Raw genomic sequence first — 20,059 nt, forward strand, 5'->3', positions numbered from 1 at the left:
GCCCCTCCGGTTTTGGAGGGGCGCCCTGGGCACCGAATGTGACGCGAAGAACTACTTCTTGCCCTTGCTCTCGCTGCCGCCGCCGTCGGAGTCCGTGGACAGCACCGCGATGAAGGCCTCCTGCGGGACCTCCACGCTGCCGACCATCTTCATCCGCTTCTTGCCTTCCTTCTGCTTCTCCAGCAGCTTGCGCTTACGGGAGATGTCGCCGCCGTAGCACTTGGCGAGCACGTCCTTGCGGATCGCGCGCACCGTCTCACGGGCGATGACCCGGCTGCCGACCGCGGCCTGGATCGGGATCTCGAAGTTCTGCCGCGGGATGAGCTTGCGCAGCTTGTCGACCATCCGGACGCCGTACGCGTACGCCTTGTCCTTGTGCAGGATGGCGGAGAACGCGTCCACCTTGTCGTGGTGCAGCAGGATGTCGACCTTGACCAGGTCGGCGGTCTGCTCACCCTTGGGCTCGTAGTCCAGCGACGCGTAGCCGCGCGTCTTCGACTTCAGGTTGTCGAAGAAGTCGAAGACGATCTCGGCCATCGGCAGGTCGTAGCGCAGCTCGACGCGGTCCGCCGAGAGGTAGTCCATACCGAGCAGCGAGCCGCGGCGGGACTGGCAGAGCTCCATGATCGCGCCGACGAACTCGTTGGGCGCGAGGATGGTCGACTTCACCATCGGCTCGTACACCGAGGTGATCTTGCCCTCGGGGAACTCGCTCGGGTTGGTGACGATGTGCTCGGAGCGGTCCTCCATCACCACGCGGTAGACCACGTTCGGCGCGGTGGCGATCAGCTCCAGGCCGAACTCGCGCTCCAGCCGCTCGCGGACCACGTCCAGGTGCAGCAGGCCGAGGAAGCCGACACGGAAGCCGAAGCCCAGCGCGGCCGACGTCTCGGGCTCGTAGACCAGCGCGGCGTCGTTGAGCTGGAGCTTGTCCAGCGCCTCGCGCAGCTCCGGGTAGTCCGATCCGTCCAGCGGGTACAGGCCGGAGAACACCATCGGCTTGGGGTCCTTGTAGCCCCCCAGGGCCACGGTGGCGCCCTTGGACTGCGAGGTGATCGTGTCACCGACCCTGGACTGCCTGACGTCCTTGACGCCGGTGATGATGTAGCCGACCTCACCGACCCCGAGGCCGTCGGCGGGCGTCATCTCCGGACCGGAGATGCCGATCTCCAGCAGCTCGTGGGTCGCGCCGGTCGACATCATCTGGATGCGCTCGCGCTTCTTGAGCTCGCCGTCGACGACCCGCACGTACGTGACCACGCCGCGGTAGGAGTCGTAGACCGAGTCGAAGATCATCGCGCGGGCCGGGGCGTCGGCGATGTTGGCGCCGACCGGAGCCGGCACCTTCTGCACGACCTCGTTGAGCAGATCGGCCACGCCGAGGCCGGTCTTCGCCGAGACCTTGAGCACATCGGCCGGGTCGCAGCCGATGATGTGCGCCAGTTCCTCGGCGAACTTCTCCGGCTGGGCGGCCGGCAGGTCGATCTTGTTGAGCACCGGGATGATCGTGAGGTCGTTCTCCAGCGCCAGGTACAGGTTGGCGAGGGTCTGCGCCTCGATGCCCTGGGCCGCGTCGACGAGCAGGACCGTGCCCTCACAGGCGGCGAGCGAGCGCGAGACCTCGTACGTGAAGTCCACGTGGCCCGGCGTGTCGATCATGTTCAGGATGTGGGTCGGGGCCGTGGCGTCGCCGTCGGTGGGCGCCCAGGGCAGCCGGACCGCCTGGGACTTGATCGTGATGCCACGCTCACGTTCGATGTCCATGCGGTCGAGATACTGGGCACGCATCTGCCGCGGATCGACCACGCCGGTCAGCTGGAGCATCCGGTCGGCGAGCGTCGACTTGCCATGGTCGATGTGCGCGATGATGCAGAAGTTACGGATCAGCGCCGGGTCGGTACGGCTCGGCTGCGGAACATTGGTCGGGGTCGCGGGCACGCAGGGTCCTGTTTCTCGACGCTTGACGTCTGACGTCTGTAGGCGGATCGATACGTTGACCCCCATCGTCCCATGACTGGAGGCCTGGGACCGGTTTGGGAGGTCATGCGGGCGGCTGGTAGCCTGGAGCACTGTGCCTCGTGCCCTGTGACCCGAGGCGCTCAGTCAAGTGTTAATGCAAAGTACCCGAACCTGAGAAGGCTCTTTCGTGGCGAACATCAAGTCCCAGATCAAGCGGAACAAGACCAACGAGAAGGCGCGCCTGCGCAACAAGGCGGTCAAGTCCTCCCTCAAGACCGCGATCCGCAAGGCCCGCGAGGCCGCGGCTTCCGGTGACGTCGAGAAGGCCACCGCCGCCAACCGCGTGGCCGCGCAGAAGCTTGACAAGGCCGTCAGCAAGGGCGTCATCCACAAGAACCAGGCCGCGAACAAGAAGTCCGCGCTGGCTCACAAGGTCGCCTCGATCAAGGCCTGACCGTTTGACCGGGGCCCCTGGGCCCCACTTCGCCGGAAACGGAACCAGCGGCCCCTCTACCGCCCGGTCCGGCAACCGAAAGACATCGCCGCCGCGCTCGGTCGTTCGCCACGCGGGTGCGGCGCACAGCTCCATCCGAAGGCCCCGCAGCCATCCTCACGGGACGGCAGCGGGGCCTTCGGCGTTGCCATATATTTCACGGCATGTCGACGCCGCCTGATCAGCCGAGCGCCTATCCGTACCCGGGTCCGCAGTCCGCCGCGCAGCCCTCGCCGGGCTTCGGGCCGCCCGTCCCGGCCCAGCAGAACCCCTACGCGCAACCGGTGCCGCAGCAGGTACCGCAACAGCCGGGTCAGCCGGGGTCCTACTACGGACCGCAGATGCCGCCGCAGATACCGCAGATGCCCCCGCCGCCGCCCGGCGGTGGTTCGGGCGCCGGGAAGGCCGTGCTGTGGGCGGCCGTCGGCGCGGTGGTCGCGTCCGCGCTCTGGGGCGGCGGGCTGCTCCTGCTCGGCGGCAAGGACGACAGCGGCGCGACCGCCGACCTCAAGGGGTACAAGGTCCAGTCCGACGTCTGCACGGCCGCCGAGGTCTCGGCCTTCAAGGGCAAGTACCCGGAGAGCGACAGCTCCCCGACGACGTACACGCTCAAGCACGACGCGCTGGACGACATGTACTGCGACATGGACCTGAAGGCGACGGGGTCGACGTACGCGGACGCGTACCTGTCCACCACCGTGCAGCTGCACAAGAAGACCGACCCGTCGGCCGAGTTCGTGGCGCGGTGGGAGAGCTACACGCAGCGCAAGGGCGACTACAAGGCCGAGAAGATCACCGGTTTCGGTGACGAGGCGTATCTGATCACCGAGGACACCATCAGCGGCTCATCCGGATCGCGCTCGGTGACGCTGGCCGTGCGGGACGGCTGGATGACATATCAGATGGCCTGGAGCATGTACCTGTCCTCGCTCGACAAGGACAAGAGCCCGCCGTCGGTGAGCGAGGTCACCGGGTGGGTGAAGAGCTCCACGACGGCGACGCTGGCCAAGCTGAAGAACTGAGGGCGTCCGCAGGGGTCCGGTGGGCCGTCCGCGACGCTATGAGCGGGCGCGGGCGGCTCGGGCCACGGCCACGACGGCCTTCTCCAGCGCGTACGCCGGGTCCGCGCTGCCGCCCTTGACCGCGGCGTCCGCCTCGGCGACGGCGCGCAGCGCGGCGGAGACCCCGTCCCCGGTCCAGCCGCGCATCTGCTGGCGCACCCGGTCGATCTTCCACGGGGGCATGCCCAGGTCGCGGGCGAGCTGGCCGGGGTTGGCGCCGCGGGGGGCGGAGGCGAGCTTGCCGATGGCGCGCACGCCCGAGGCGAGGGCGAAGGTGATGCCGGGCAGCGGCTGGCCCACCGAGAGGGCCCAGCGCAGCCGCTCCAGCGCCTCCGCGGTCCGGCCGGTGACGGCGAAGTCGGCGACCTCGAAGCCGGTGGCCTCGGCGCGGCCGGTGTAGTAGCGGGCGACGACGGCCTCGTCGATGGTGCCCTCGACGTCGGCGACGAGCTGGGCGGCGGCGCTGGCCAGCTCGCGCAGGTCGCTGCCGATGGCGTCGACCAGCGTCTGGGTGGCCTCAGGGGTCGCGGAGCGGCCCAGGGTGCGGAATTCGCCCCGCACGAACGCCAGCCGGTCGGCCGGCTTGGTCATCTTGGGGCAGGCGACCTCGCGGGCCCCCGCCTTGCGGGCCGCGTCCAGCAGGGCTTTGCCCTTGGCGGCGCCGGCGTGCAGCAGCACGAGGGTGATCTCCTCGGCCGGCGCGTCCAGGTACGCCTTGACATCCTTGATCGTGTCCGCGCCGAGGTCCTGGGCCTCACGCACGATGACGACTTTGCGCTCGGCGAAGAGCGAGGGGCTGGTCAGCTCGGCGAGGGTGCCGGGCTGCAGCGTCCCGGGCGCGAGGTCGCGCACGTCGGTGTCGGCGTCGGCGGCGCGCGCCGCCACGATCACCTCGCGCACGGCGCGGTCGAGCAGCAGGTCCTCTTGGCCCACGGCGAGCGTGAGCGGAGCGAGCAGATCGTCTGGGGAACTCTTCCTGGCCATCGCGGACCAGCATCCCACGGGGCACCGACAGTGCCGGCCATGGCGGAGAATGGTCCGGTGAGCGACGTACGACATGTCCTGGTGCTGCCGGACCGCGATGCCGCGGAGGAGGCCGCCGAAGCGGCCGTGGAGCGTTTCGGCCTCCCCTTCGAACCGCAGCTCGTCCGCGATGCCCTGGCGGGCGAGGACGACGCCGAGGACGCCCAGTGGCTGGTCGTGGTGGAGGACGAGGAGGGTCGGCTCGAAGGCGCCGCCCTGCACGCCCTGGCGGAGGAATTCGACGGCTGGCGCGAACAGCCCCGCACGTAGTCGCGCCGTTGGATCCAGCCGCCCGCGCCCCAGGCACGGGGCGCCGTGGCCGAGTTGGGCGACGGGGTTCTGACGCGCGACGGGCCGTGGCCGCTCCCACCAGAATCTGTCGAGGTCGATAGATCAGGTGATTCACTGCTTCGCATACACCATGGAACGACGATATAGACGACGGATTTCGTTGTTCTGAATCCCTTGACGCGTTCTTGGCGCGCGGGGTTTGATGCCGGGGATGAAGCGGCCGTTCCGCTTCGATTTGTCCTGGACCGGAGGCGGTAAGCCCCCTCAGCACCATCCGATCGGACCCCGCATGACTGACACGCTGCGTCCTCCGCACTCCCCCATCGCGCCGCCCGTCACCCCGCCGAAGGCCCTCACCCGGTCCATCGGCGTGGTCGGCGGCACGCTGCTGACGCTCTCCTGCCTGACGCCCGCCTCGTCGCTCTTCGTCATCGTGCCGGGCCTCTTCGGGGACCTGGGCACCGGGACGGCGCTGACGATCGTGATCGCGGCCGTCCTGTGCGTCGCGGTGGCTTTCTGCTACTCCGAGCTGGGAACCCTCATCCCGAGCGCGGGTGGCGAGTACGCCATGGTCGGGACGCTGATCGGACGGCTGGCGGGCTGGATCGTCTTCATCCTGTCGCTGATCGTGGTGATGATCGTGCCGCCGATCATCGCGCTCGGCAACCGGCGAGTACCTCGAACCGATCATGCACATCGACGGCCAGCTGGCGGGCGCGGGCGTCATGCTGCTCGCCACCGTCATGGGCCTGCTCGACCTGCGGGCGAACGCGTGGATCACCGGCGTCTTCCTGGTCCTGGAGGTCATCGCGGCCGGCGTGGTCGCCGTGCTCGGCTTCTCGCACTCCTCCCGCCCGGCGTCCACGCTGATCCACCCGGTCGTCGAGGCGACCGGCGGCGCCCCGGGCAGCCCGGTCACCGCGGCTCTGCACGGCGGCGCGATCATCGCGGGGCTGGCGGTCGCGCTCTTCGTGCTGCAGGGCTTCAGCACGGCGGTGTACCTGTCCGAGGAGATGGAGAACCCGCGCCGGAACGTCTCGCGGACGGTGCTGTGGACGCTGGGCATCGGCGCCGTGGTCGTCATCGTCCCCACCATCGCGATCACGCTGGGCGCGCCCGACATGCAGACCCTGACCGAGGGCAACCTCTCGGCGATGGTGAAGGCCTGGAGCAACTCCGCGGTAGGGACGTTCGTCAGCCTGTGTATCGCGCTGGCGATCATCAACGCGGGCATCGTCATGGTCATCCAGAACTCCCGGGTGCTCTACGCCTCGGCCCGCGACCGCGCCTGGCCGCGACCGGTCAACAAGGCGTTCTCCACCCTGAGCGGCCGGTTCGGCTCCCCGTGGGTCGCCACCCTCGCGGTCGGCGTGCCGGGCGCGGCGCTCTGCTTCGCGCCGCTGGACACCCTCACCAACGTCACCGGGGTCGCGGTGGCCGGCATGTACCTGCTGGTCGCGATCGGCGCCCTCGCCTCCCGGCGCGGCAGCCACAAGTCGCGGCCCGCGTGGCGGATGCCGCTGTGGCCGGTGATCCCGGCGGTACTGGTCCTGGTGATGGCCTACGTCCTGTACGTGCAGGAGATCAAGGACCTCGCGATCACCGGCGGCATCGTGGCCGTCGCCTGCCTGTACTGGCTCCTCTACCTGCGGCCCCGGCAGGACACCCGCTGGGTGATCACGGTGCCGGAGGAGCAGCTCGGCCTGGACGACGAACCGGTGACGCGCACAGCCGTCTGACCGCGCCGGGTCACGCCGGCTCCCACACTGTGGCCTCCCGGGCCGGGATCTCCTCCTGGTCCGGGAGTTCGCGTATCCGGGGCACCGGCGAGGGCAGCAGCCACAGGACGCACAGCATCCCGCCGGCGGTGGCGATCCACAGCGTGGGCCGCAGCCCGAGGGTCGTGCCGAGCACGCCGCCCGCGAGGGCGCCGAGCGGGCGGATGCCGTGGTTGAGCATGCGGAAGGCCCCGGCCACCCGGGCCCGCACACGGTCGGGGACGACGGCGCTCTGCAGCGAGCCGCTGGCTATGTCCAGCACCATCACCCCGAATCCGGAGAGGAACTCGGCGAGGAAGAGCAGGGCGAGGATCAGCGGGGTGGGTCCGCCGGCCAGCGGCACCAGGATCAGCGGGGTGGGGAAGACCGCGAAACCGAGGACGACCGCGGGGCCGATCCCGATCCGCCGTACGATCCGGCCGCTGAGCGCCGCACCGATGAGTCCGCCGACCGCGCCGGCACCGATCACCAGCCCCAGCACGCCCGCGTTCAGGCCGAGTTCTCCGACCGCGTAGAGCACGACGATGGTGTGGAAGACGAAGTTGAAGAAGTTCACGGTCGCGGCGGCGGCCAGCAGCGGGCGCAGGACGCGCGAGCGCGCGACGAACCGCAGCCCGGCGGTGAACTGCCCCTTCTCCACCTCGGCTGCGGGTGGTTCCACCGGGGAGATGCGCGCCAGGTAGCCGGCGGAGACGAGATACGAGACGGCGTCGAGGAGAAGCGTGAGCGGCGCGGCGAGTATCTGCACCAGCAGACCTCCCACGCTCGGTCCGGCCACGAAGGAGAAGGCCCGGCTCCCGTTGACGAGGGCGTTGCCGTCCACGTACTGGCCGGGCCGCACGAGGGAGACGAAGAGCGTGGCGTTGCAGACGTCGAAGGCGACGCCGCAGGCGCCCACGGCGAAGGCGACCGCGTAGAGGTGGGTGAGGGTCAGCGCGTCCAGGGCGTAGGCGGCGGGCAGCGAGAACATCAACGCGGCGCGGGCCAGGTCGGCCGCGATCATGATGCGCCGCCGGTCGCCCCGCCGGTCGGACCACGCACCCGCGGGCAGCGAGAAGAGCAACGCCGGCAGCAGGCCCGCCGCCGAGAGCCAGCCCATCTGCGCCGCGTCCGCGTGCAGCACGAGGACGGCCGCGAGCGGTATCGCGAGGAACGACACCTGGTCGCCGAAGAGCGAGACGGTCTGGCCGGTCCAGTACCGGCGGAACGGGCGTTCGCGCAACAGAGCCGGCACGCGCTCGGCGACGTTCATGACTACTCCTCGGCGGCTTCCTGGGTGTTCTCCGGGGTGGGGCTCTCGGCGGGGGCGGCGGGCGCCCGGTCCAGAACGGCGATCCGCAGAAAGGCGACGCGCTGCGCGCCCTCGGGACGGAGCGCGGGATCCGTGTCGCGGTCCGCGAACGTCTCCAGCAGCTCGTCCACCTTCGCGCCCAGCCGGGTCAGCTCCTCGGGCGTCAGGTACAGCGAGGTGTCGCCGAACTGCTCCGCCTCCTGCCAGGCACGCGACAGTTCCCCGCGGGTCCGCAGCGCCCTGGTCATCTTCTGGAAGTAGTTCTCGGCGACGGCGACGGTGAGCGCGTCCGCCGCCTCCGCCACCGCCGGGTCGTCCGAGTAGCCGGGCCACTCCGTGAAGCGCGCCGTGGCCCGCCACGGCTTCTGCCGGCCGTGACCGCCCTCCGCCTCCTCGACCAGCCCGAACTTGGCCAGCACCCGCAGATGGTAGGAACAGCTGGCGACGGACTCCCCCGTCAGCTCGGCGGCCCTCGTCGCGGTGAACGGGCCTTCCCTGCGGAGCAGGCCGGTGAGCCTCATCCGCGTCGGGTGGGCGTAGGCCCGCAGAGCGCGCGGGTCGGTGAGCTGTATCTGCCTCTCGGTCATGATGTAAAGATAGCTTTAGAAAGAAGTCTTTACAACGAAGTCTTTACATAGCCCTCCCCACCAGCGTGGCCCGGAGAGCGTCCGCACGGTCCCCCGTCACGGCGATCGTCCCGTCGGTGTCCGTGCGCAGCACCCGCGCGCCCTGGGCGCGCAGCGCCGAGAGAGTGCGCGGGGCCGGGTGGCCGTAGGGGTTGTCCGCGCCGCACGAGATGAGTGCCAGGCGCGGTCTGAGCCGGGAGAGGAGGGCCGGGTCCTGGTAGGCCGAACCATGGTGCGCGACCTTCAGAACATCCACCCGGGGCAGTTCGGGCACGGTCGCCAGCAACTGCCGCTGGGCCGGCGGCTCCAGATCGCCGAGCAGGAGGAATGTCAGCCCCGCCGTACGGACGAGCAGGACGACGCTGGCGTCGTTCGGGCCGTTGTCCGGCAGGGCTCCCGGCGTCGCGGGTGGCCAGAGCAGCTGCCACTCCAGACCGCCCAGCCTGCGCCGCTCCCCCGCCGCCGCGCGGACCACCGGGATCCGCGCGGCCGCCGCCTGTCTGCGGACGAAGGCCGCCTGCTCCGACGGTTCGTCCAGCGTCGTGGTCTCGATCGCGCCGACCTGGCGGCCGCGCAGCACCCCCGCGAGTCCGTCCACGTGATCCGCGTGGTTCTGTTCTCCATATTTCGCATGTCTCATGAGACACAAGACATCCGGCCCTACGAAGGCCGCACCCGAACGTTGGGCGGCCAGCGCCGATGGGTGTACGGCCTTGATGAGACACTGCGGCATTCCGCAGCCAGTGACGTAGATCACGCATTGGCGGCTGCCTGCACGAGGGGTAGACGCCCGATGCAGCTGATGGTCAGGCTCTCGTCCGGGGCACGACTGGTGGCGTTGTCTACTTCCGACCCGGCGGCGTAGGAGAGTCCGCACCGGTTACCGATGCGGACTCTCCACCTGTTCGCCCATTCGCTACGGCCGGCCGTGATTGGTCGGCATGATCCGTCGTGTAGCGGCGCGGGGGTTGGGACCGGAAGCCGTGCTACCCGTCAGCCCGTCCGCCACTCAAATGGTGGATGCTGTCCCAGACCCGGCGCCTAGATTTCCTTGAACGTCGCTGTGATCCCAAGGTCGTTGAGACGCTGCTGGATCTGCTCGGCCGCCTCCGCCTGCAACACAATCTGGATCGTGCCCTGCAGATAGCTGATTTGCCTCTCGTCCAAGGCCATGTAGAACGCCCGGAACAGTGCGGCGAACCCGTCGGCGCCCTCGCTGCTGGCCAGCAGGTTACTGGTGAACGAAAAAGCCACCTTCTGGTCCTTAACAGGTGGTGTCGCGCCGCCGTGTGGACGGCCGGCGCCAGCTTCCTGATCTTTTGACCCGTTCGACGGGCCGGAGCTGGGTGTCCCGTCTTGTGGGGAGTTACTGGGGGGTGAGGTTTCGCTGCCTGCCGTGCATTGGCCCTCATGGGCCTGCTCTCCGCATGTCAGGCACACCTGGGGTAGCGGTTTCGCCAACCGCAGGCTGGTGCTTGCGAGGTTGACCTGTCCGGGCGCGGTGACAGCGACTTCCGTGCCCGCGCCGTCGACGATGCTTACCAGGCCTTCGTTCACGGCGTCGTAAATCGCTTGCTGGAGATCGCGATCGCCGCCGTAGAGCAGGGGCAACCGCGGGGCGCTGTAGAACGCGGCCCGAATGTCGGAGAGGGTCTTTCCGTAGTCCTGCTCGCGGAGATTGTGCTGCAGGGCTCTGGGGGTGAATTCCCCTACGTCGAAGACCTTGTCCCGAGCGGCCAGCGCCTTCCAGACGGCGGTGCCGTTCAGCGCGGTGAAGTTGTCGTCGTCGTGGGTGACCTCGTCGAGGTACCGCTCTCCGTCCGGGTCGGGCTGCGCCAGGAAGACGACGTGTTGGTAGGCCCTCTTGAGGGCCTTTTCCAGTTGCTCCTTCGCGGCGGCGAGTTCCTTGGTGCCGGTCGACTTGAGCTCGCTGTCGTTCTGCACCTCAGGGGCGGCCAGGGCCCTTTGTCTCGCTACGTACTCGATGGCCAGGCCACGTACCAGGCTGCGGCGCTGGGTGTTCACTACGGCATAGACAGCGCTGCTGGCCCACTGCACGGGGAGCTGCTGGGCGCCCTGTCCGAGTCCCATCGCGACGTTCAACGCTTCGAGGGTGGGCTTTTCCATGCCGTTACGCAGGCTGAACTGCGCGGGGTCGAGCACGATGAGCCGGGCCGTGTACGCGGTGTCAAGGCCGCTGGTGACCATGACTTCGGTCGCGGTGCGCTGGGGGTCGGCGGGGACGAATTTCAGCTCGCGGAATGGACCGCTGTTGGCCAGTTTTTGGGCGAACTCGGCGATGACCTGGTCCCGCTCGGATTCTGTGATGGTGCGCCGGATGTTGTTGACCAGCATCCGGTGAGTGAGCCGTGTGGATAGGAAGTAGCGGGCCGGCTTGTTGTTGCCCTGGCCGCGGACGATGTCGAGGGCACTTATGCCACGGTCCGGGTTGACCAGTTCGTCGACGACACTGTCGGCGTCGGTGATCGTGTAGCTGGTGTCCGGGACGCTGGTGGCTGCCTTGACCTCCGGTGCGCTGGCACCACGTCCGCGTCCCGGGCGCAGGGTGCCGACAATGCTTGCTAGGAAGATGAAGGTGGCCGCGCGTTCGGCCGCGCGCGGGTTGGCCTCGTGCCACGGGGTCTTGGGTCGCTCAAGGTCCTGTCGGCACGCAGTTCCTGAGGAGCCGTCGTGGTTGATAATCTCGATCTCAGCCAGGCTCCGGTAGTTCGCGGTCGTGCGTTCGTCCTCGACCAGACCACTGCCGAGGAGGGCTTCTCGGACAGGCCCCTCTGAGAGTGGGACATCGCCCGGCCCGATGAGCGCCGGCACCCAGCCTCCCGCTTTGCCCCGCTGCTGCAGGGCGTAGACCGTGGCGGCGAAGATCTTAATCGTCGATCGGACGCGCTGGAATCCGGTGACCCTGCTCCATTCCTCCCTCGCCACGCTCATCAGCATGGGGTGGAAGGGATAGCAGGCTGCGACCTCAGCAGGCCAGTCACGCCGCCAGTCAGCGCCCATTTGCTCCCAGACGTGCTTGGTCCAGCCCTTGTCGTTGAGCACGGGCTCGTAGAGTGCGGCCGTTGCGGAAAGGACCTCGGTGGCGGGCTCAGTATCGAAGAGTCGCCGTCGCAGGATGTCGGCGAAGTCACCTGCCTCGGTGACTGTGTCCGGTTTCCCGTTTCGTTCGAGCAGGGTGTTCAGGTCGTCGCGTCGTTCCTTGGCCGCCGCTGACAGTGCGGTCTTGTCGACGTCTGACGCGATCATCACCATCAACATGGCCACGTGGGGTACGTCGTTGACCGTGTCGAGAAGAGCACGCAAGAAGGCCATGTCCTGAGCTGCGAGATCCGGCTTGTTCGCGCCATCGAGCCCGTTGCCGATGTAGTCGAGGACCTCATCGACGATGATCAGCACGGGCCGGTTCACCGCCCGGATGGCCTCGGCAATCTTGTGCTTGTCGCTCCAGAACGGTCGGTAACGTTGGTAGAGGGTGTAGTCCTCGGAGAACAGCCGCCACAGGAAGCGCTCGTAGAGGCTGACCGCCGGGCCGTCGAGCTCCTGCACCCCGGCGCCAGCGGTCATGTTGTCGCACGGCAAGACAAGCACGTGAGGCCGCCCGAGGTCATGGGCGAGCTGCCGTCCCATCTTGGCCTTCGCCCGCTCGGCGACCTTCTCGCCGAGCTCAGTGGCCAGCAGGGCCTCGGGATGGGCGGCCAGGTGGAAGGCGCCGATGCACGCGTGCGACTTGCCGCCACCCATGCCCTGGTCAAGGCGGGTGACGGCCCTGGCCTTGAGGTAGTCGTCACCGCCCCCGACCCGGACCGCGATCTCGGTGAGGAGGTCGATCAGCCGCTCGGCGGGGTGGGTGATGTCACCGTAGTAGCCGGCATCGGCGTACGGCGGCCGGTCCGTGCCCCTGCCGTGCACGGCCCGGAACAGTGACATTTGCATGTCGTCGATCTCGCCGGAGGCGTTCAAGATCTCCTGGCGGATCTTCAGCGCCTTCCACCACGGTGTCACGCTCGTCGTCACTACTGGTCTCCTGGGCCTGGATGCTCGTCGGGTGCTTGTCATCAGATCAGCTTCAGCTGGGCGTCGTGGTTCTGCTGTCGGCGGGCGTTCTCGCGGTTGCTGTCCGTGACTGCTTCGGCAGCGTTGCCGATGCCGGGCCGGGTGCGCAGGACGCGGGTGAACGCGATGGAGTCCGGGTCGTTGCCGGGAAGCCGGTCTGCGAGGAATTGGATTGTCGACCAGAGGTAGGTGTCGTCGACGCCTCGTTCCGAGGCCGCCAGCACCTGACCCATGGCCTGTAGACCTTCGTCCGACGCGGCGGCGAGCGCCAGGGCGATGTCGATGGAGGCGGAGTCCCCGTCGACCTTGCCGGTGTGCTCACTTGACGTGATGAAGCGGACGCCCTTGTCGGCATCGCCGACCAGGTCGCGGACCGAGGCCAGGTCGAGTGAGGAGGCGAGAGCCTGCCATCGCAGCTCGGACTTCGCCTGGGCCTGTCGGCCGTAGAGCCGGATCCACCACAGAGCGAACCGGGTGCGGGCGTCGAAGGCGGCCAGTGGCTGGTGGTTGACCTCGACCGCCATGGCCTCTTGGACCGCGGTGCGGGCCAGCGGCAGGAATGTGTAGATGTCGACGGTCTCGCCCTTGGCGTCGAGGACCTCGCTATAGCGGCCCACGACTTCCATGGCAGGCCCGGCCGCGGCCATCAGCATGTCCGCGGGGGCTAGGCCCCACCGCTCCCAGTCGGGGTAACGCTGCTTGATCTCCGCCTTGATTTCGGCCTCGACAGCGCCTTTGCGGCCTGCCGGGCGGCCGGCCGGGGCGGGTCGGCAGGCCATGGTCAGTGTCGTTTCGATGTTGGCCTTGCCTTGCTGCCCGCCGGACTCGGTGTTGGCCGGCCACGAGCCGGTCATGACGAGCCCGGCGTGTTCGATCGAGTGCAGCAGCCGCTGCCAGACCTCCGGTTCGCCGTGGCCGAAGACGATCGTGACGACGCCGTCGTCACGAACGACCTGCCGCATTTGGGCGAAGGCTTCGGCGATGAGGGTGTCGTAGTGCGCGCGGGTTCGGTGCTCGTCCGGGGCTTCGCCGCGCGCCCGTTTGACGATGATCTCCTGGCTCTTGTCCTGGCAGCCGTGCGGGTCGGCCGTGACTGCGAGCTCCGGCCAGGTGTTGTGCAGGCACCGCTTGGCCCAGGTGTAGAAGAGGTCGGAGGCGTCCGCGTAGGCGATCATCTGGTCGTACGGCGGGTCCGTGACGACCGCGGTGAAAGTTTTGGGCGGGTAGGGCAGCGCGGTGGCGGTTCCCCGCTGGACGGAGGCAGGTGCGCCGCGAAGGTCGGAGAACAGGTTGCGGCAGGCGGCCAACACGTTGTCCGAGATCGAGCTCCACGTTCCGGGGCCGTCGCCGATGCCGGCCTCGAAGAAGTCGTGGGAGAAGGTGATGGACCCTTCGTTGACGAACAGATCCCCGACCTGCGCGCCGCCCTTGCTCTGGAACCGAGCGCCGCGGGTGGAACGTCGCAGCTTCTTCACCACGACCGCAGTCGCGTACCCGGTCAGGGCGCGGACGTAGTCCCGTGACAGTCCGGCTGCGGTGAGCTCGTCCCCGAGTTCGTTGATGATGCGTGCCAGGCGCACGTACGAGAGGGTCTGACGGTCGACCATGAAGTCGCCGTAGGTCTTCGCACCGTAGATGCTCGGGCCGATGATGTTGTTGTTCCCCGGGGCGATGCCCTCGTCCGGGACGGCCGGGAGGAAGGGGCTGAAGGCCGGCTCGGCGGCCAGCGCCCGGCTGGCGGCTTCGACTGCCTCCCTCTCCTGAGACGTGGGCTGGCGGAAGGTCTTCTGGCTCTTGGGGTCGATGTCCGCGGCCAGGACCAGGACGTCCTGGCTTTGCCTCTCCTGCAGCAGCCGTCGGTGCACGGCCAGCGGGTGGACGTGGCTGCAGAACACGCAGATTGCGCTCTTGCCCGGCACCTTCTTGCCGTTCGCCACGGCGTTAGTCAGCGTGGGCGACCGGGTGGGTTTCCCGGGCGTGACGACCGCCTCCCAGGTACCAGAGGCCCGATCCGCGTCGATGTAGAACGATACGGGCTCCCGGCTCCCCCGAGCGGGCATCAGCTCGTAGGAACCGATGAGTGGGAACTGATGGTCACACTCCTGGCAGGGGATCTCGGCCGCCCACAGATACCCCCACGGCTGTGCGCCGTTGTGCCGCGGGTAAACGTCCCGCATCGCGGCCGCATGTCGGCTCCGGATCTCCGTGAACAGGCTCTCAAGGTCACCGAGAAGCCGGTCCGTACGGGAGGTCAGCAGGTGGCCGATCTCCCCGAACGGAAGCTCGGGTTCCTCGCTCCAGTCCTCGAACGGGGCCGAGGTGAGCAGGTGGCTCGCCAGCACTGCAACCGGGCTGTAGTCAACGGCGGACGCCTGGACGCCCAAGCGCGCCGACTCCAGCGGGATCATGCCGCGTCCTGAGAACGGGTCGAGGGTGGCCGCTCCCTCGGGGTTCGCTTTGGCGATCTCGGCCTGCAGGTCGCTCCACGATGCGTAGCGTCCCGTCATAGCGTCACGGACCAGGTTCTGCAGCCGCGTCTGTTCCTCGGCGTCGTCGGGCCAGGGCAGGAGCGAGCAGATCGTGGCGGCTTTTGCCTGGGCAGTGGGTCGCTTGGCGAACCACATGAACAGGGAGATCTCACTGTTCCCCGATCCCCAGCCCTTGTCGCTGTTGGCCGACACCTCAGCACTGGGAAACCATCGTTCGATCATCCTGGTCATGTGTTGCTCCCCGGTGCGTTCTTGAGGCTGCTGCCGGGAACGCGGAAGACCGCGCTCCCAGTCATGTCGTTGGCGAAGAGTGTGGCCGGGTCCTCATAGGCCCCGAAGAAGCGTCCTCGGCCGTCGGCGCACTGGTCGACGACGTAGAGCCAGTACTCCTTGCGGTGCTGGGTGGCGATCAGGACCTCGTTGCCGGTCATCCGGATACCGTCGCTGGCCGCGCTGCCCAGCACACCCTTGACCTCGACGTGCCGGACCTGGCTGTTGCGACGGGCCTCGAGGTCGTAGCCCCGGCCCTCGGTGTGCACGTCCTCCACAACCCATCCGTCGTCCTGGAGGAGCTGCTGGACGTGCCGCATGGAGACCAACTCGGCATCGATCTCAGCCTGGACTGTGACGTCGGCCGCGGCCAGGACGCGGATCCGGCCGATCAGCTTCGGGGCGGTCAGCTGTACGTCAGCGAGTCGTTCGAGTTCGTCGAGCCGTTGAGCGGTCTGAGCTTGAAGCCGACGTCGCAGTTCGACCCTGGCGGCTCGGTCGTCGATGCCTTCCGTAAGACTCAGCGGCAGGTTAGTCAAGTCCCGGCGCGCTTGGGCGAACCAGTCGGAACGTACCCTCCGGTGTTCCTCGACTGTCACGGCAGCCACCTCGCCGGCCGCTGCAAAGGCCCGTCCTTCGCGTGCGGGATGGGGCGCGGTGCCGTGCTGATCGGTGGGCACGAGGTTGGCCAGAGCCTCCCACCGCACCGGGCGGGCGTTGCCGCTGTCGTCGACTTTGATCAGACTTGCCCAGATGCTGGCACGCTTCCCGTCGCTCTCGGTCATGGTCGCCGTGTATGCGTAAAGGTCGTACGGGGTGAGGCTGGTGGGGTCGGCGGCGGCACCTGACTGGTGCAGGTCCTCGGCCAAGGCGTGCTCGACCATGCCGATCAGATCGGTGAACCCCGGCTCCCCGGGCCCGAGCGTGATGGTGTCGCCGACGTCGATGCTCTCCGCGGCCTCCCGCACCGCGTCCCCGCTGGTGGCGATGTGGACTTCGCTGCCGCTGCCGAGTGTGGCCGGGAACGTGGCTCCGCCTCGGAGGGAAAGCCGCCGGAATCCGGCTCCGGCGGCGGTCGGTGACGACTGCAGCACGTTGGCAGCCGCAAGCCGGTCGAGATAGGCCTCGACGATCGCCGGGTTGATTCGCGCGAACAGATCACGCTGTAGCAGCGTCAGCGCGGCCACCGCGTCCACCTGGCTGGCCAGACGCCGTTCGTTGTCCCGCACCTGCCGGGCTGCCCGAGTGAGTTCCTGGGCCTGGATGGCCCGGGCGGCGTCGATCGCCTGCTGCTTCTTGATCTCGTCGTTGCCGTAGAGGGCGGACAGCCACTTGTCGTAGTCGACGCCTGTGATCTCGGCCACCGCCGACAGGCTGTCGAACATCTGACCGTGCATCTCGTTCGCCGCGGTGACGAAGTTGTCCAGCAGCCTGAGCAGGGTCTCGCCCTCACGAGTGTCGGTGGCGACCAGGTTGTACAGGTGGACGTCACGCAGCTGGCCGATGCGGTGGATGCGTCCCATCCGTTGTTCGAGGCGGACCAAGGACCACGGGATGTCGTAGTTGACCAACACGTGCGCGGCTTGCAGGTCGATGCCCTCATTGCCGGCGTCGGTGGTGACGATGACCTGGAACTCGCCACGCATGAAGGCCCGGCGTACGTCGTCGCGCTCTGCCTTGCTCTGTCGTCCGGAGTAGAGCTTGGCGGTGAATCCCTCGCCTTCGAGCCGCTCGGCAATCCACTGGGCCGAGTCCGCGTACTCGGTGAACACCACGGCCTGCTCGCCGTTCCCGGGAAGGATGCCGTGCTTGGCCAGGCAGTCGTCGGTGAGCCGTTTCCACTTTGACGGCTTCCAGACGGGGTCTCCGATCGTGGCGTTGATCTGGTCCACGAGGCTCTTGATCGACGTCCGTTCAGCCCTGCTGGAGGTCGAGCCGGTGTGGATGACCTTCGCCTCGTCGATCTCCGCTTCGTCGCCTTGGTCCTCGCTGTCGGCGATGAGGGCGGCCTCTGCCTCGCTCATCGCGCCCATGTGGTCGTAGCGTCGGCGCAGAGTCTCGGCGAGTGCGTACAGGCTGGAAGCGGTCCGCTTGCCGTACACCATGCGGGCAAGCGGCTGGGCTGTCGAGGGGAAGAACCGATCGACCATGTCCAACGCGGCTTGGTAGTAGCCGTACTCGGTCTGCGACAGCGGAACACTGTGGTTATGGGCGGAACGGCCTTTGAAGAGGCGTGTTTTGCCGTCGTAGTCGACCAGGTCTTCCTTCATCCTTCGAAGGAAGTGGATCGGGCCCGGCCGCAGCGTGTTGAGCTCGATATTGGGGTCGCTACCCGGATCCGGGTAGATCGCCGGGTCGACCAGGTGCAACAGATGCCGGAACAGCCACTCCTTGCCCCGGTGCGGGGTCGCGGTCATCAGCAACGCCCGGGGAGTGTTCTTCGCCAGCAGGCGGCCAACCTGGTGGAACCCTGCCGCGGTCGGGGTCAACCGGTGCGCCTCGTCGAAGATTACGAGGTCCCAGCCAGCCTTGTCCGGCCGAATGGCCTCCTGCACGGCGGGGTTGACCGCCGCCAGCTCCAGCGAGACCACCCATAGGTCGTTGGAGTTCAGCGCGTTCTCACGCACCGTGGCCGAGGTGAGCTGCCGCAGCCCGCCCCCGAGCAGCCGCTCGAAGTCGTCCACCCACTTCGAGGCCAGGTTCGCCGGGCACACGATGATGGCGCGCTTGACCAGGCCCAGCCGCTGCATCTCCCGGAGGTAGAGGCCGGCCATGATCGTCTTTCCGGTGCCGGGCTCGTCGGCGAGCAGGAACCGCAGCAGCGGCTGCGGCAGCATCGCGCCGTAGACGGCCGTGGTCTGGTGCGCGTACGGCTTCAGCGGTGTGGCCGCCATGGCACTGGACTCCGCGTTGGTGGCTGCCGCATGCATCCACTGCGTCCACATCGCCGCCAGCACCCGGGCTGAGTCGGCTCGTCCATCGCTGACCAGGGGGCGCACGGTCTGGGTGTCTCCGACTGCCAGGTTCACCTCGTGCCGACGGCCCTGGTCATCGGCAAGAATGAGGTCCCACGAACCGGCTTCGTCGCCCGGGATAGCGAACCGGATGGTGGCGAACTCAGGTACTCCAGCGGCACGAACCCTCACCCTCTGCCCGCGTTCGAACCCCATCTCGTACTCCGGCTCCATACTCATGCGCGCGTCCCGTAGTTTGTCCGAATCCAGCGCGCCAACAGCGGGTCAATCACTCGCCATCCCTGGTCTGTGTCTTCGATGAGCCCCGCAGCGACCAGGTGCGGCGTCGCTTTCTGTGCCGTGGTCTTGGGAAGGCCCAACGTCCGCAGGGCTCGCGCGGCCATGGGCGTGCCGTACTCAGCCACAGCCCGCAGCACCTTGCGCTGCCCCACGGTGAGCCCGCTCATCGTGGCCCGGGCCTCGGGATCGATCTGTCGCAGCGCCGCTGTGGCCGCCGCCTCAAGGTGATCGCTGGTGGCCCGTGCCCCAGTGCGGACCTCCAGCCAGAGCAGGTGAGCCAGCAGCATGGTCCGCTGTGGATGTCCCTCGCCCATAGTCACCAGCCTGTCCAGCACGCTGGTCACGTCACGGCCTTGTGTGGCGAACCGCTCCTTGATCACCTCATGAAGTTCTGCGGTCGGCAGCCGATCCAGACGCAGAGTTTCTACGCGCCTGCCGGAGATTGGTTCCCCGTCGTGGGACATCGAGGACAGCATGTTTGGCATGCCCCCGGAGAACAGATAGGAGACGGCATCCCGGTGACGCCACACGTGCTGACAGATCAGCTCCTCGGCCCCTGCCACACCAGCGACGGACTTGAATTCGTCCAGCACGATCAAAATCCGTCCCCCCTCGCGCTGGGCCAGCTGAGCGGGCAGCTCCAGCAGGGTATGCAGCGCGGGCACCGGGTCGGCGGTGGGCCTGTCGGCCAGGGCCACCGCGAATCCCGCGCCGGTGATCGATACGCCGGTCCGCGCGGTGGCAAGGATCTTGCTGGCTGCCGCGCGCAGGGCGTCGGGTGTGTGCTGCGTCCACGCTCGCTCCAGGCGAAGCACCAGATCGGACAGGCTGGCGACCTCGAACAGGTCAGCGGTAACCACCACCAACCCATCCTGCTTGCCATCGGCTGCAATCTTGCGGATCAGGCTCGTCTTGCCGTAGCGCCGTGGCGCCACCAGCGCCACCAGCCGCCCCTCACGGGTCCACGTCTTGATCATGTCGGTCTCCTGCCGCCTGTCGATCATGCGGTCAAGAGGAATTGGCCCGTCGAACTCGAACGGGCTCGCGGTGTCCCGCATCGCCGACTCCAAGAGATATGACGTGGAGGCTTACAGAAGGTACGCCGCTAGCGTACCCGTCTGGTACGCCATCGGCGTTCATCTTCGAGTCATCCGGTCGCAGCACCGGTCGCCTTCGACACGGGTAGTCACTCGGGGTGCCATGCAGAACAACCGGCTTCCGCATTCGCGATGGGACAGTTGGCAACCTCAGCCAGAGCCGCAGCGGCATCCGAGACCCGAAATCCCTGTTATCTCCTGGCCGGCGTCGCGGAACTCGACTGTGTACACAGGACGGCGCTGCTGCCGGCACCCGGTCTGGTCGACTCCCTGCCCACAGCGTCAGTGGTCCCCCCGCCTGCATGGGACATCCGTCATCGGGATCGGTGGGCCGTCCGGCTCGGCGGCCCACC

At 68.1% G+C, this 20,059-nt stretch carries 12 protein-coding genes and 2 pseudogenes; 4 read left to right on the forward strand and 10 right to left on the reverse strand.

The window, feature by feature from the left end:
* Positions 1–51 precede the first annotated feature (51 nt).
* A complete protein-coding gene (lepA, locus tag M2266_RS12025) occupies positions 52–1,938 on the reverse strand; it encodes a translation elongation factor 4 (RefSeq protein ID WP_277438197.1) in 1,887 nt (628 codons plus the stop codon).
* A gap of 208 nt (positions 1,939–2,146) precedes the next feature.
* On the opposite strand from lepA, the gene rpsT reads away from it, so the two are divergent.
* Both rpsT and M2266_RS12035 read left to right on the forward strand, forming a co-directional pair.
* Complete coding sequence (gene rpsT, locus M2266_RS12030) at positions 2,147–2,413, forward strand: 30S ribosomal protein S20 (RefSeq protein WP_277438198.1); 267 nt, start codon at positions 2,147–2,149, stop codon at positions 2,411–2,413.
* A 203-nt stretch (positions 2,414–2,616) separates the two neighbouring features.
* Positions 2,617–3,474, forward strand: coding sequence for a hypothetical protein (locus M2266_RS12035; protein WP_277438199.1), 858 nt, complete (start codon positions 2,617–2,619; stop codon positions 3,472–3,474).
* A 36-nt stretch (positions 3,475–3,510) separates the two neighbouring features.
* Here the strand turns inward: M2266_RS12035 and holA are convergent, their stop codons facing one another.
* On the reverse strand, positions 3,511–4,497 hold the full coding sequence (holA, locus tag M2266_RS12040) for a DNA polymerase III subunit delta (protein ID WP_277438200.1): 987 nt from the start codon (positions 4,495–4,497) through the stop codon (positions 3,511–3,513).
* A gap of 57 nt (positions 4,498–4,554) precedes the next feature.
* Here holA and M2266_RS12045 point away from each other — a divergent pair, with 57 nt between their 5' ends.
* A complete protein-coding gene (locus M2266_RS12045) occupies positions 4,555–4,806 on the forward strand; it encodes a hypothetical protein (RefSeq protein ID WP_277438201.1) in 252 nt (83 codons plus the stop codon).
* A gap of 285 nt (positions 4,807–5,091) precedes the next feature.
* On the opposite strand, the gene M2266_RS12050 is transcribed toward M2266_RS12045, so the two are convergent.
* Positions 5,092–5,259 (reverse strand): hypothetical protein, encoded by a 168-nt coding sequence (locus M2266_RS12050; RefSeq protein ID WP_277441425.1) that lies wholly within the window; start codon positions 5,257–5,259, stop codon positions 5,092–5,094.
* On the opposite strand from M2266_RS12050, the pseudogene M2266_RS12055 reads away from it, so the two are divergent.
* Positions 5,198–6,566 (forward strand): annotated as a pseudogene (locus tag M2266_RS12055) (APC family permease). The gene M2266_RS12050 and the pseudogene M2266_RS12055 overlap by 62 nt on opposite strands.
* A 10-nt stretch (positions 6,567–6,576) precedes the next feature.
* On the opposite strand, the gene M2266_RS12060 reads toward M2266_RS12055, so the two are convergent.
* The 7 genes and pseudogenes from M2266_RS12060 to M2266_RS12090 all read right to left on the reverse strand — a co-directional run bounded on the left by M2266_RS12060 (position 6,577) and on the right by M2266_RS12090 (position 19,667).
* Positions 6,577–7,857 carry an MFS transporter gene (locus M2266_RS12060; RefSeq protein ID WP_277438202.1) on the reverse strand — a complete coding sequence of 427 codons (1,281 nt, stop codon included), beginning with the start codon at positions 7,855–7,857 and terminating at the stop codon, positions 6,577–6,579.
* Positions 7,858–7,859: 2 nt separating this feature from the next.
* The gene (locus M2266_RS12065) at positions 7,860–8,483 is read right to left on the reverse strand and encodes a helix-turn-helix domain-containing protein (protein WP_277438203.1); all 624 of its coding nucleotides are present in this window, start codon (positions 8,481–8,483) and stop codon (positions 7,860–7,862) included.
* A gap of 43 nt (positions 8,484–8,526) precedes the next feature.
* Positions 8,527–9,132 (reverse strand): annotated as a pseudogene (locus M2266_RS12070) (ComEC/Rec2 family competence protein); the annotation flags it as partial.
* Between the two features lie 431 nt (positions 9,133–9,563).
* Positions 9,564–12,557, reverse strand: coding sequence for a DUF499 domain-containing protein (locus M2266_RS12075; protein ID WP_277438204.1), 2,994 nt, complete (start codon positions 12,555–12,557; stop codon positions 9,564–9,566).
* Positions 12,558–12,598: 41 nt separating this feature from the next.
* Positions 12,599–15,316 carry a DUF1156 domain-containing protein gene (locus M2266_RS12080; RefSeq protein ID WP_277438205.1) on the reverse strand — a complete coding sequence of 906 codons (2,718 nt, stop codon included), beginning with the start codon at positions 15,314–15,316 and terminating at the stop codon, positions 12,599–12,601.
* The gene (locus tag M2266_RS12085; protein WP_277438206.1) at positions 15,313–18,384 is read right to left on the reverse strand and encodes a helicase-related protein; all 3,072 of its coding nucleotides are present in this window, start codon (positions 18,382–18,384) and stop codon (positions 15,313–15,315) included. Before M2266_RS12085 ends, M2266_RS12080 begins: the two co-directional genes overlap by 4 nt.
* Positions 18,385–18,545: 161 nt before the next feature.
* On the reverse strand, positions 18,546–19,667 hold the full coding sequence (locus M2266_RS12090) for a hypothetical protein (protein WP_277438207.1): 1,122 nt from the start codon (positions 19,665–19,667) through the stop codon (positions 18,546–18,548).
* Positions 19,668–20,059: the final 392 nt, after the last annotated feature.

The sequence above is a fragment of the Streptomyces sp. SPB162 genome, assembly GCF_029504575.1.
In the GTDB taxonomy this organism is placed as follows: Bacteria; Actinomycetota; Actinomycetes; order Streptomycetales; family Streptomycetaceae; genus Actinacidiphila.